This is a genomic window from Fibrella forsythiae (assembly GCF_017353175.1).
Taxonomy (GTDB): Bacteria; Bacteroidota; Bacteroidia; order Cytophagales; family Spirosomataceae; genus Fibrella; species Fibrella forsythiae.
In genome coordinates, this window is sequence record NZ_JAFMYW010000002.1 from 119,552 (window position 1) to 132,356 (window position 12,805).

7 protein-coding genes and 1 pseudogene are annotated in these 12,805 nt (G+C 52.3%); 7 read left to right on the forward strand and 1 reads right to left on the reverse strand.

Features of this window, described 5'->3' with window-relative positions:
• The first annotated feature begins 7 nt into the window (after nt 1-7).
• The 4 genes and pseudogenes from J2I46_RS06615 to J2I46_RS06630 all read left to right on the forward strand — a co-directional run bounded on the left by J2I46_RS06615 (nt 8) and on the right by J2I46_RS06630 (nt 4,942).
• Nucleotides 8-2,380 (forward strand): ABC transporter permease, encoded by a 2,373-nt coding sequence (locus J2I46_RS06615; protein ID WP_207328232.1) that lies wholly within the window; start codon nt 8-10, stop codon nt 2,378-2,380.
• Between the two features lie 55 nt (nt 2,381-2,435).
• Nucleotides 2,436-2,875, forward strand: a pseudogene (locus J2I46_RS06620) (DUF5990 family protein).
• Nucleotides 2,876-2,963: 88 nt separating this feature from the next.
• Complete coding sequence (locus J2I46_RS06625) at nt 2,964-3,440, forward strand: GyrI-like domain-containing protein (protein WP_207328234.1); 477 nt, start codon at nt 2,964-2,966, stop codon at nt 3,438-3,440.
• Nucleotides 3,441-3,730: 290 nt separating this feature from the next.
• Complete coding sequence (locus J2I46_RS06630) at nt 3,731-4,942, forward strand: PA14 domain-containing protein (protein ID WP_207328235.1); 1,212 nt, start codon at nt 3,731-3,733, stop codon at nt 4,940-4,942.
• A gap of 23 nt (nt 4,943-4,965) precedes the next feature.
• Here J2I46_RS06630 and J2I46_RS06635 read toward each other — a convergent pair whose 3' ends face one another.
• Complete coding sequence (locus J2I46_RS06635) at nt 4,966-5,712, reverse strand: SDR family oxidoreductase (RefSeq protein ID WP_207328236.1); 747 nt, start codon at nt 5,710-5,712, stop codon at nt 4,966-4,968.
• A gap of 252 nt (nt 5,713-5,964) precedes the next feature.
• On the opposite strand from J2I46_RS06635, the gene J2I46_RS06640 reads away from it, so the two are divergent.
• The 3 genes from J2I46_RS06640 to J2I46_RS06650 all read left to right on the forward strand — a co-directional run bounded on the left by J2I46_RS06640 (nt 5,965) and on the right by J2I46_RS06650 (nt 12,702).
• Complete coding sequence (locus J2I46_RS06640) at nt 5,965-8,415, forward strand: ABC transporter permease (RefSeq protein ID WP_207328237.1); 2,451 nt, start codon at nt 5,965-5,967, stop codon at nt 8,413-8,415.
• 241 nt (nt 8,416-8,656) lie between these two features.
• Entirely contained in the window at nt 8,657-10,213 is a 1,557-nt protein-coding gene (locus J2I46_RS06645) for a sensor histidine kinase (protein ID WP_207328238.1), read from the forward strand.
• Between the two features lie 128 nt (nt 10,214-10,341).
• Entirely contained in the window at nt 10,342-12,702 is a 2,361-nt protein-coding gene (locus J2I46_RS06650; protein ID WP_207328239.1) for an ABC transporter permease, read from the forward strand.
• The last annotated feature ends 103 nt before the right edge of the window (nt 12,703-12,805 follow it).

Consider the following 12,805-nt stretch of genomic DNA (forward strand, 5'->3'; position numbering starts at 1 on the left):
TGACCCTATGCTGCATTCCTACCTGACCCTTGCGCTGCGTTCACTGTGGCGCAATAAGGTGTATACGCTATTGAACGTCAGCGGTATAGCTGTTGGTCTGGCCGCCGTAACGCTGATCTACTGGCAGGTTAGTCAGATCAACGGCTTCGATAGCCAACACCCCCACGCAGATCGCCTGTATCGCCTTAGCGAAACCCTGCCGCCCAACCATGAACCGGGCACGTCGACGGTCACGCCCTTGCTGCCTACGCTGCTGCGCGAGAGTCCGGCCGTTGAAACGGGTACACGGCTGTTTAGCTGGCAAACCAACTGGATAACGTACCTGAATCGCGATGAGCAGCAGACGATTTTCCACGCTGACACCAGCGTATTTTCCGTATTGCATTTCCCGCTCAAGCTCGGCAACCCCCGAACGGCCCTGACCGATCCCAACGCGATGGTGATTTCGGAGAAAGTGGCCGACAAGCTGTTTCCCGGCGAAGATCCGATGAACAAAACGGTTACCCTCGATAACGGCCGCGCCTATGTGATTCGTGGCGTTATGGCCCCCCGCCCGGCCAATTCAGCCATTCGGGCCGAGGTGCTGCTCCCGTTCGCCGATCTGCTGGCCACGAATCAGGCTGCTACCGGGAACTGGTATAACGGCAATTGCCAAACGTATGTGCGGCTGCGGCCAGATGCTGACCCGGTGGTGTTTGAACAGTCGATGAAGGCGTTTGTGGCAACGCATTACGCGGGTGAAGGCCGTGATCGTAAGTTGACCCTGCTGCCTGTTCGCCAACTCCTTCGGAAAGACGCGGGTGCGTTGCTGACGGTCATTATCTACGGTTTGGGATTCATTGCGGCCTTTATCCTGCTCATCGTCGCTATTAACTTTCTGAACCTGTCATCAGCCTTGTCGCTGACCCGTTCGGGCGAGGTAGCCCTGCGCACAACGCTGGGTGCCGGGGCTGGTCAGATTGTAAGTCAGTTTGTGCTGGAAGCCGTGTTAGTCGCCGCGGCCGGGGCACTACTGGGTACGTTGCTGCTCAAGGCATTACTCCCCGTCTACATCGACTTCTTCGATATTGACACCATGTTTTCGCCGCAGTTGCCATTGAGTACCAGTCTGTTTCTGGCGGGTGTTGTGTTGTTGCTGGGCACATTGGCTGGCTGGTTGCCGAGCCGTTACCTGATTCGGCAGAACGTAGTAACGGCCTTGCAGGGAAAGACAACCGTAAACAAACGTACCCCGTTCCGGTCGACGCTGGTAGTGGTGCAATTCACCCTGGCTACCATTATGATCACCTGTACCGGCGTGATGATCACGCAGAACGCTTTTATCAGGGATCAGCAGACCGGATTCAGGCAGGATGATATCGTGGTGGTTGACCTGGACCGCTCGTACCGAAACCCCGCCGGTGCTGAGCCCGCCGTTGATAACCTGATTGGCCAATTACGGCAAAATCCGGCGGTGCTGGATCTGAGCGCCACGGCAACTATTCCGGGTAAATACTGGCTGAACAAGAACACGTACTCAGACCTGACCGCCAACCGGGATGTGCTGTTTGAGCAGCAGGCCGTTGATGAAACGTACCTGTCTACGTTTGGCATCCCCCTCCTTGCGGGCCGCTCGCTGCTGGCGGCCGACACGGCGGTTAATAATGTAGTAGTCAATGAAACGGGTGCCCAAAGGCTAGGCTATAAAACCGTAGGCGAAGCGGTTGGCAAAGTGCTGAAGCCGCACGGGGGCGGTAGTCCCTTTACGATCGTGGGTGTCTTTCGTGATTATTACAAGCGGGGTGTACACCATGCTATAGAGCCAATGCTTTTTTGGTCTGGTGGGCCGGCTCGGCTACAAAACAATAACTGGCTTAGCATTCGGGTAAAGCCCGGCACTGCTCCAATGTTGCTGGCTGATCTGGAGCGACAGTTTCAGGCGATACCTGCCCGGAAACCATTCCGGTATGTGTATCTGAGCGACGATTATAACCAGGTATATACCGTAATGGCGCAGTCGCAGACGTTCCTGACGGGGATGGCCCTGATCACGGTCTTGCTGGCCTGCGCGGGTATTTTCGGCTTGTCGCTGTTCAGTATCCGGCAACGTACCCGCGAGATTGGCATTCGGAAGGTGCTGGGCGCTAGTATAGGCAGTGTTGTCTGGCTGCTGTCGCAACGGACGGTGCGGCTGGTTGGTATTGCCGTGGTGATTGCCATGCCAGCAGCCTGGTGGATGATGAATCAGTGGCTCAACACCTTTGTGTTACACATCGCCTTTCCGTGGTGGGTAGTGGCCTGTTCAGGTACGTTGGCACTGCTGGTTGCCATACTGACTGTATCTTCCCAAAGCATCCGCGCTGCGGTGGCCAACCCGGTTGACAGTCTGCGGAGTGAGTGATCGTATGCGCTTACGTGGTAATGTATCGTATGGCGTAAATTTCTTGAAAAACCAGATGACCGAATCGATAGTTGAGTTCAGACTTATTGTTGAAAAGCCCGTTGTCGGTGCCGTTTATGGCGTACAACAAGGGAGCGGGAGCAAATACGAAACGCTGCAAAAGCAGACAGCTGGTTCCGCTGCTCTCATCTTCAATATTGCCCTTCCAGCAAAGAGAAACAAAGAAGGAAACCTGGTTCTGTACGGTCCTCTTTGTCAGGGGCCGCCGCATGAACGGTTCATCTATCTGGAATTGGGAGCTATGCCGGCCAGGAAAACGCTCCTTTCAGCGGACGCCTTAAAGTTCCTCTTCTCAATATGTCTGACGAGCTTGGTAGCGAAGCTGTAGGAGAACGGTCTCTTGTAGCCACTATCTATGGTACTAACAAGAAGACTAGCCGCCCCATTGGAGGAACTTCCAGGCCAGTAGATGGCTGGAAAGTTGATAAACGCTAAATCAGTCAGACAGAATCGACCTAAAGATCCGCCCTGATTTTCCCGGAGCTGATAACTACTGACTAATGCTTGGAATCACCAGATCGAAATGAAGCCTAGAATTGAACGACTAGTTGAGAAGAAGGTAGTTGGCATCCGAATGACCATGAGTTTAGTCAACGACAGGACAGGCGAACTTTGGAGTGCATTTATGCCGAGACGTAACGAACTGAAAAATAAGCTGACCAATGATCTGATATCAATGCAGGTGTATCAACCGACGTACTTTACCAATTTCAAACCGACCAACGAGTTTGAGAAGTGGGCAGCGGTTGAAGTCACCGACATTGCCAACGTACCCAACGGTATGGCATCGTATGTCTTACCCGGCGGCCTCTATGCCATTTTTGACTATAAAGGGTTGAGTACCGATAAGTCTATCTTCACGTACATTTTCGAAACGTGGCTACCCAACTCAGACTACGTCGTAGACAACAGACCAAATTTCGAAGTGCTGGGCGATAGGTACAAGAATAATCACCCGGAATCAGAGGAAGAGATCTGGATATCGATCAAAGAAAAATAACCCTTTCTATCGCTACTATCGACACGAATGTTACTTGTGTAGCTGATTCAGGAATGCCAGAAGGACAACATCTGGTTGACTGTTGCCTAGCCACCACATCGAGTATCTAAAAGGCGGTATGACTTACTGATCAATCAGTTACTGGTAGGGCTTTTCATTTGCTCCGTCATCTATAGGTGCACCCGGTGATAGTAGCAATAAACTGACATACATCTGGTGAAAGTACCTTTTTAGCTACGGTAAACCAGATTATTTGTAACCCCTACATACTCTATTCCTCCACCAGCCCGATGGCTCACGATTGCGGTTCACTTTATGGAATTTCAGGCCCAACTGAATCCATTGAAACAGGGCTAAATGACGCTATTGGTATGTTACGAGGGCTGTTGGTGGTGGGTGGATGGCTATCGGTCATTACTTGTTGGGGGCAGGCTGCAAAAAGCGCATCTGCAGCTGGCAATGGTCTGGTAGGTGAGTATTACGCAGGGGCGACTTTCAACCGAAAAGTGTTAGTACGTACCGACCCACAGATTGATTTTAGCTGGGATGGTTACACGTTGCCCGCTCCCGGCGTAACCCCTAACTCGTTTTCTGTTCGCTGGACAGGGAAGGTATACGCGCCCGTAACCGGCCCTTACAAATTCACGGCGGTAGTTGATGATGGCATCCGAATATGGGTAGATGGCAAGTTGGCGATGGACGAATGGCGCTACCGCCGACAGAAACTGGCCGGACAGTCGGTAACCCTACAGGCTGGAAAATTTTATGATCTGAAAATTGAGTACTACAATGCCAAAAACGGTGGGTATGTACAGTTGAACTGGAATTTGGTGAATGAGGCAGGTAAATCGCCCGCGTTCGAGAATGCACCACAACAGAAAATATCAGGTCAATTCCTGTATAACGGCACCCCGCAAAAGACCACCCTGCCGCCCGCCGTTACACCTAAACCAAAGCCTGTACCGGCGGTAGTTCCGAAAAAAGTGCTACCCGTTGCTGTTAAAAAATCATCGGTCGACTCCAAATCAGACGCGTCTAAGTCAACCCTCGCCGGTGTCAAGCCGGTGCCGCCCCGGGCGGTAACCGCACAAGTGCCTACGCTCTCTGCGCCGGTAACGACATCAGTCAGTGAACCGACTAGACAACTCGTTACTGCCACTACCAGCTTACCCGTGGTAAAACAGATCGCATTTGCGCAGAGCGATTATCAACTGCTGCCTTCATCGTATGAGGCGCTGAATGAACTGGCAACAACCATGCGTCGCGACACGACCATCCGGCTTACCATTGCTGGCCATACCGACAACATTGGTGATCCCCGGCTGAATCTGACTTTATCGGAACACCGGGCCAAGGTTGTGCGCTTTTACCTGGTCCGACAAGGAATTGCCGAGCATAGGCTCACGATCGTGGCTTTTGGCGGGTCGTACCCCCTGGCTTCCAACGAAACGGAGGCTGGTCGGGAACAAAACCGGCGGGTCGAATTCAAGTTTCAGCCGTAGCGTTGGCTCAGGTACGTTGCCCGCTACACATAGATCATTTTGCGGGTCATACCACCGTCTACCACAAAGTTTTGGCCGGTAATGAAATCGTTGGCGTCGTCGAGCAGGAACAGGATCATCCGGGCAATATCGTCGGGGCGGCCAACGCGACCGGCGGGGTGCTGACTGTGATCGGCAGGGCGTATCTTTTCGGGGTCAGGATGTCCTTTCTTGAGTCCTGATACATCAATCCAGCCGGGGCTAATGCAGTTGGCACGTACCTGCGGGCCGAGGCTCATGGCCAGCGAATGAGTCAGCGCAAAAATCCCGCCTTTACTGGCTGAGTAGCCAAACGTATCAGGTTCTGACTGGAAAGCCCGCGTTGAACACAGGCTGATGATTGTACCCCGTTGTTCGCGGAGATGCGGCGCGGTGTATTTAGCGCAGAGGAACAGGCCCGACAGGTTCACGCCGATCGCCCGATTCCATTCTTCAAATGACAGGTCATCGATGGATTTGTACTGCATCACGGCGGCGTTGTTGATCAGCGCATCGATACGGCCAAACTGCTTCACTGTCTTTTTTATCGCCTGCTGTACCGACTGTTCATCCGATACGTCGCATTGAACAAACTGCGCGTTGGGATGCGCGGCACTTAATTCATCGCTAGCCTCGGCAAGGGCTTCGGGGTCGGCTTCCCAAAGCGACACGGCGTAATCGTGATTGAGCAGAAATTCAGCCGTGGCGCGGCCAATTCCTTGCCCCGCGCCGGTGATAATAATCGTTTTCATAGAGTGTAAACCAGGTTGCTGATAGGCCTGGCACCGGCAAATTAGTAAGCGGGAAGGAGGCCGGGTACAGTTTGGGAAAGCCGGACGGCGGCTGTCCGGTGACCCTATGGGTTCAGGATCACCGGACAGCCGCCGTCCGGTTTCGGACAGTGATACGTGTCGGTAGTGCATGAGACTAGCTTATAGGGCCTGTTGAGCGAGTTGGCACGGCTCTTGACCGGTCGTATTTGTCTATTAAACAGGCCTTTTGCTATGTTTCGTCATTACTTCATCATTTCTTTCCGGAGCCTGCGTAAGAACCAGGTGTTTACGCTGATCAACATTGTTGGGTTAGGGTTGGGTATTGCCGCTTTCGGTCTCATCTGGGAGTACATCGCTTTTGAGCGAAGCGTAAATCAGTTTCATCAGAAGCTACCCAATCTCTACCGCGTTTTGCTGGAAGATAAATCGGGTGAAACCGGCGAATTTGGTCCTTCAGCCCTTGCCCCGGAGGCGCAGGCCGCCTTTCCTGAAATCGATGCTTTTTGTCGGCTCGTGACGGGCGCTGCGCAGGCGATCGTCAGCGTACCTCAGGCAAACGGCGGCGCGAAAACATTTCGCGAAACCAATGCCGCACTGGCAGATGGCAGCTTTTTTTCGATGTTTACGTTTCCGCTGGTGAGTGGCAACCCAGCTAGCCTGAAACAACCCAACACCGTGTTTCTATCAGCAAGTACGGCCCGTCGGTATTTCGATGACCAGGCTGCAGTGGGTAAACCGATTACCGTGAACGGCCAGTTTGGGCAACAGTTATACACGGTCGGGGGCGTATATGCCGACATGCCCGAGAATTCGGATGTTCGGTTTGATCTGCTCTATTCGCTCGAAACGTTGGCGAATCCGGCTAACCTCAACGGAAATGGCTGGGCTAGCCTAGCCAGCTACAACAGCAATTTCCTCCAGGCCAGCCTATTGCTCAGGCCCGGTACCGACGCTGATGCCCTGGCCCGTAAGCTAACGACCTTTTACCGTGCTAAAAAGCCAGACGAAACCAATACTACAGTACGGCTACAGGCTGCCAAATACAGCCACCTCGGCCAGTCGTTGGATGATCCGTTTATTACGGTGGGTAGCCTGGCGTTCGTGTATCTGCTCAGCGCCCTGGCGTTACTAATTGTGCTGATCGCCTGGCTCAACTATGTCAATCTGAGCACGGCCACGGCATTGACGCGAGCTAAAGAGTTAGGCGTTCGGAAGGTAGTGGGGGCAACACAAAGCCAACTGGTCGGTCAGTTGCTGGGCGAATCGGTGTTGATCAATGCACTGGGATTTATGCTGGGCTTGTTATTGATTAGTCTGATACAACCCGTATTCAATCAGTTTGTGGGTAAACAACTCAGTATAGGTACGTTGCTGGTAGGGCGTCCCGGCGAACTGGGCCTTTGGTTCTGGGGGTTATTGACCTTATTGGTCGGATCGCTGGTGTCGGGCTGTTACGTGGCCTACGCCCTCACCCGTGTTCGGTCGGTAGATATGATGCGCGGCGGTGTTGGTAGCCACGGGCGGGCTACCTGGCTGCGTCAATCGCTGGTAGTGGTGCAGTTTGGTATCGCCCTGGTATTGATCGTGGCTACGGTGGTCATGTTTCAGCAGGTTCAGTTTCTTCGTAACCGTCCGCTGGGGCTTACCATGGACCGCCTGCTGGCAATCAAAAGTCCGGAAGTGGGTAAGCAACAAACCGACTTCGCTTCCCGGCGGGCTGCGTTCGTTCAGCAGGTAGCCCAACGCTCATATGTGCAGGAAAAATGCTACACGGGAAGCGTACCTGGTAATTTTTATAATTTCAGTTCAACTGGTATAACTCGTCAGAATCCCACGCCTGAGGAACAGAAGCGGACGTACAACATGATTTTTGCCGACGATGAGTTCATTCCTACGTTTGGTATCAGGCTGTTGGCGGGGCAGAACTTTACGCAGGCACAAACCGAAGTGGCTTATGAAAAAGGGGGAGCGCTCATCCTGAACGAACGGGCGGCTCTGGATATGGGCTTTTCATCTGCTAAAGAGGCCATTGGTAAAGTCGTGTTGTGGGGTAGTACGTTTAACGTGGTTGGTGTAGTGAGCAATTACCGGCACCAGTCGCCTAAACAGTCCGTAGAACCGGTGATCATTATTCCCCGTGCCTACAACGGTTACCTCACGATACGCCTCGCGCCGGGTAACGTTTCTGAACAACTGGCTGACCTCTCACACCTCTACAAGGCCAGCTACCCCGGTAATCCGTTCGACTACTTTTTTGTAGAACAGAAATACAATGAACAATACCAGACCGAGCAGCGATACGGTCAATTGTTCAGCGCAGCGTCGGCGCTGGCCATTTTTATCGCCTGCCTGGGTCTGTTCGGACTGGCCGCCTTCACGGCGCAACGGCGCACGAAAGAGATTGGCGTTCGAAAAGTGCTGGGAGCCAGTGTCGTCAGTATTGTGGCGTTATTGTCAGGCGATTTTCTGAAGCTGGTTGGGGCTGCGTTCGTATTGGCTGTTCCGCTAGCCTGGTGGGCAATGGACTATTGGTTGCGTGATTTCGCGGAAAAAACGCCCCTGCATTGGTGGCTATTTGCGGGGGCAGGTACATTCGTCTCCCTTATCGCCTTGCTAACAGTCTCGTTTCAAAGCGTTCGTGCCGCCCTGGCCGATCCGGTAACGAGCCTACGATCTGAGTAATTTTTAGCTCGCTTAAACGAATTGTTCTGCTAAAGGGTCATGAAGGTGATTGTCATCTTCATGACCCTTTTTTCACTACTGACTGACTAGTTTTTAGCAAAATAATAACCAGTTTTCCGAGTCTTCCGGGTAAAAAAAAGATGTTTCGAAGAATCAATATTTCATCTGGCAAATAATGAAATCGCTCTGTAGATAATTGCCGTATCTTTACTTATTAGCTCCGTAACAAAAAGACTTAATCATGGCCTCCCTGCCTCATGCGCCTCCGCAGGCGTCTTCGGCGATTCCGTCATCGATCACTGATTTTCAGGCAGATATGCTTCGCGCTGTAGCCGAACATACCGCTTCGGCTAATTCGTTGTGGGCTCCTGTCTGGAACAAGGAAGGCGTGCTGATCGATTTTCGGTACTTATACGTCAATCCGGCGGCGGCCCGTTACCTCAATCATACAAATGAAGAACTGGCCGGCCAATTGGTGAGTAGTTTTAACGCCGCCTTTCACGAGTCGGGGCACGCTGCCATGTTTGCCAACGTGTACACGACCGGAGTTGCCATACGCCAGGAGATACTCCATCCGTCCAGATACCGCTGGATCGACATGTCGGTATCGCGGGTTGGCGATGTGCTGCTGATGTCGTTCTACGATATCCACGACCGGTATGAAGCGAGCCTGCGTTTGCAGCAACAGGCCGAACTTCTTCAACGGGTTGTGAACCACTCACCGTCGGGAATGATGCTGCTGGAAGCCATTCGGGATGAGAACAACGTGGTTGTTGATTTTAAGTACCTGATCACGAATGAGCTAAATGCGAAGATGACCGGCTACACCGTCGAAGATATGACGGGCAGCACCATTTCTGCACTGTTTCCGGGCTACCAAACACTTGATTTGTTCGAGACCCTTGTTCACGTAGTTGAATCGGGTGAAACGATCGAAAACTCATTCAATTACGACCGCTATGGCGTGAAAGGTACGTTTGATGGGTACTACATTCGGCAGGGCGACGGGGTGCTGTTCACATTTGTGAATGTAACTCGCTTGTCGGAACAGCAACAATTACTGACGCAGATGAACCGCGAACTGCTACACTCGAACGAGAGCCTTCAGCAGTTTGCCTACATCGCCAGCCACGATTTGCAGGAGCCGTTACGCAAGGTGCAGTCATTCAGTAAAATGCTTGCCGAACAGTATGCTGACCAACTGGAAGGCAACGGCATCGATATGCTTGCCCGGGTACAATCGTCGGCCCGGCGTATGTCTGAACTGATCCGTGACCTGCTCAACTATGCTCGCCTGACCACCGAAAAAGAACCTCCTGTTGCTGTTGATCTGAACACAATTATAGGCGAGTCGCTAACCGATCTTGACGTTCGTATTCAGGAAACCCAACCCACCATTCAGATCGATTCCTTACCAATTGTGCACGGGCGGGCGGTACAACTGCGTCAGTTGTTTCAAAACCTGCTGGGTAATGCGCTCAAGTTTCAGCCACCGGGCCAGCAGCCCATGATTGCCGTAACCTGCCAACCGGCCAATCCCGCCAATTTGCCCGCTGATCTGCCGCATAAACGTACCTACTGGCAGATTGATGTGCGCGATAATGGGATAGGCTTTCATCAACAGTATACAGATCGGATTTTCGAGGTATTTCAGCGTCTCCATGGCAAGAATAAATTTGCCGGTACCGGTGTGGGCTTGGCTGTATGCCGTCGGGTAGCCCAAACCCATGGTGGGACCATTTGTGCCACAAGCAAACTGGGCGAAGGTGCTACCTTTTCGGTCTTTCTGCCGAAATAGCGTTGCCATCCAGTCCAGTACTGTCCAAAAACGGACAATCACGAAAAGCCAACCCTTTGGTTATTAAGCTCGTTAGGAAATGGCTGGTAGTTTGTGGGTAGAGATGTAGACTATAATTTGACGATGTTATGTTTCGTAATTATCTGCTCGTTTCCTTCCGTACGCTCTGGCGTAACCGTACGCAAAGTCTAATCAACGTAGTGGGGTTGGCCCTCGGCATGGCCTGCGCGTTGTTGATCGGTATCAATATTGCTGACGAACTGGGCTTCGACCGGTTTCACACGAAAGGCCCTCAACTCTTTAAAGCCTATAACAGGAATACGTTCGAAGGAAGTGTCCATTGCTGGCAGTCGACTCCCAGTCCGTTGGCTCCTGCGTTAAAAGCTGAGTTTCCTGAGATCGTCGAATCGACCCGATTCCTGTGGAAACAGCCTTTTCTAACCACATCCGGCACAACGCGGATCAACTTGGATGGAAGCTTTGCCGATCCCGGTTTTCTGACCATGTTCAGCTTTCCATTGCTACAGGGCAACCCGAAAACGGCGCTGAACGGCACCAATTCGGTTGTGCTTACGCAATCGGCAGCCACTAAACTCTTTGGCGCTGCCGACCCAATGGGCAAGGTGGTGCGTATCGACAACAAAGCCAGTTTCGTGGTGTCGGGGGTAATGAAAAATCTGCCGGAAAACACCGAGTTTGAGTTTGAGATGCTGATGCCCTGGGCCTATCAAACCAAAAATGGTGATGATTACGGGTATTGGGGAAACAACTACGTACGCACGTTTGTGGAATTGGCCCCTACGGCAAATCTGGCGGCGGTAAATGCCAAAGTGAGCGATATCACCAAGCGCAATTCGAAAGGCACAGAAGACAACGAAGTGTTTCTGTACCCATCAGCGAAATGGCATTTGCACGGCCGGTTCGAGAATGGTGTCGAAAGTGGTGGTGCCATCACCTATGTTCGTATGGCGGGTTACATTGCTGGTTTTATTCTGTTGCTGGCCTGTATCAACTTTATGAATCTGAGCACAGCCCGGTCAGAAAAACGGGGGCGTGAAGTGGGCATTCGCAAAGTAGTGGGTGCCGGGCGCTGGTCATTGGTACGGCAGTTTCTGGGCGAATCGCTTTTACTGACAACACTTTCGTTTCTGCTGGCTTTGCTCTTTACGCAACTGGCTCTGCCTGCGCTGAACAAATTGCTGGAAAAGCAACTGTCTGTCCCTTATGCGGATGTCCGTTTCTGGCTCGCCTGCCTGATGCTGATTCTCGTTACAGGTACGTTGGCAGGTAGCTATCCGGCGTTCTTCCTGTCGGCTATGGAGCCGATTCGGGTGTTGAAAGGTAAGCTGATGGCCGTGCGGGGGCGGCTTGCTCCCCGGCAGGTGCTGGTTGTTTTTCAGTTTCTGATCACGGTTGTATTACTGATTTGCACGCTGGTGGTGAAACGACAGTTATCACACACGCAAGAGCGCGACATGGGCTACAGCCGGACGAACCTGGTATTTAGTCGTTTCTCGGGCGACATTGATAAGAATTACAACCTCATCCGTAATGAGTTACTGACGCAGGGGGTGGCAACGGCCGTTTGTAAAACTAATAACCCGATCACTGAGTCGTATAGCAATACATGGGGTCTTGATTGGAAAGGCAAACCCCCAGGGTCTAAAATCACGTTCGATCAGATGACCAGTGGCAGCGGCGATTTCGTAAAAACGATGGGCGTTAAACTACTGGCCGGGCGAGACCTTAATCATCAGACGTACCCATCCGATACCAGTGCTTGTCTGGTCAATGCTACTGCCGCCAAGATCCTGGGTTTTAAGGACCCTGTTGGCCAGATCATTAAAAACGATGGAACCGATTTTCGTATCGTTGGGGTCTTCGCCGATTTTATCTGGGGGTCTCCGTTCGATAAAGTGCCGCCCATGTTTGTAAAAGGTCAAAACTGGTCGGGCGCCATCAACTACCGGCTCAATCCGGCTGTGCCAACAGAAACGGCACTGAAAAAAGCAGCGCAGATTTTTACGCAGTATAACCCCGCTTTTCCCTTCGAAGTCACGTTTGTTGATCAGGAATATCAGCGCAAATTCGACCAGATCCGGCCCATTGGGGCAATGGCCGACGTGTTTGCCGTGCTGGCCGTTATCATTGCCTGCCTGGGTCTGTTTGGGCTGGCCACTTTCATGGCCGAGCAGCGGACTAAAGAAATTGGTGTCCGTAAAGTGCTGGGAGCCAGTGTGCCGAGTGTTGTAGCACTGTTATCGAAAGACTTCCTGAAATTAGTTGTTGTGGCTATCCTGCTGGCGGTTCCGCTGGCGTGGTGGGGCATGAACGAGTGGTTGAGTACGTACTCATACCGCGTGGTACTCGACGGCTGGATATTTCTGAGTGCCGGTTTATTAGCCATCGTAGTAGCGTTATTTACCGTCTCTTACCAAAGCTTCCGCGCAGCCCTGACCGACCCAGTCGATGCCCTGCGAGGGGAGTAGTTGGTTGGCTGGATAATTGGTTGATTGGTTGAGTAGTTAATTGGTTTGCTGGCTGACGAGCAACGGCTCTCGCAGAGCAACCAGCTAACCAGTCAACCAATTA

Bases quoted from the DNA above. Each gene is read 5' to 3' on its own strand.
- J2I46_RS06630 (WP_207328235.1), top strand. From the start codon at position 3,731: ATGGCTCACGATTGCGGTTCACTTTATGGAATTTCAGGCCCAACTGAA.
- J2I46_RS06615 (WP_207328232.1), top strand. From the start codon at position 8: ATGCTGCATTCCTACCTGACCCTTGCGCTGCGTTCACTGTGGCGCAAT.
- J2I46_RS06635 (WP_207328236.1), bottom strand. From the start codon at position 5,712: ATGAAAACGATTATTATCACCGGCGCGGGGCAAGGAATTGGCCGCGCC.
- J2I46_RS06650 (WP_207328239.1), top strand. From the start codon at position 10,342: ATGTTTCGTAATTATCTGCTCGTTTCCTTCCGTACGCTCTGGCGTAAC.
- J2I46_RS06640 (WP_207328237.1), top strand. From the start codon at position 5,965: ATGTTTCGTCATTACTTCATCATTTCTTTCCGGAGCCTGCGTAAGAAC.
- J2I46_RS06625 (WP_207328234.1), top strand. From the start codon at position 2,964: ATGAAGCCTAGAATTGAACGACTAGTTGAGAAGAAGGTAGTTGGCATC.
- J2I46_RS06645 (WP_207328238.1), top strand. From the start codon at position 8,657: ATGGCCTCCCTGCCTCATGCGCCTCCGCAGGCGTCTTCGGCGATTCCG.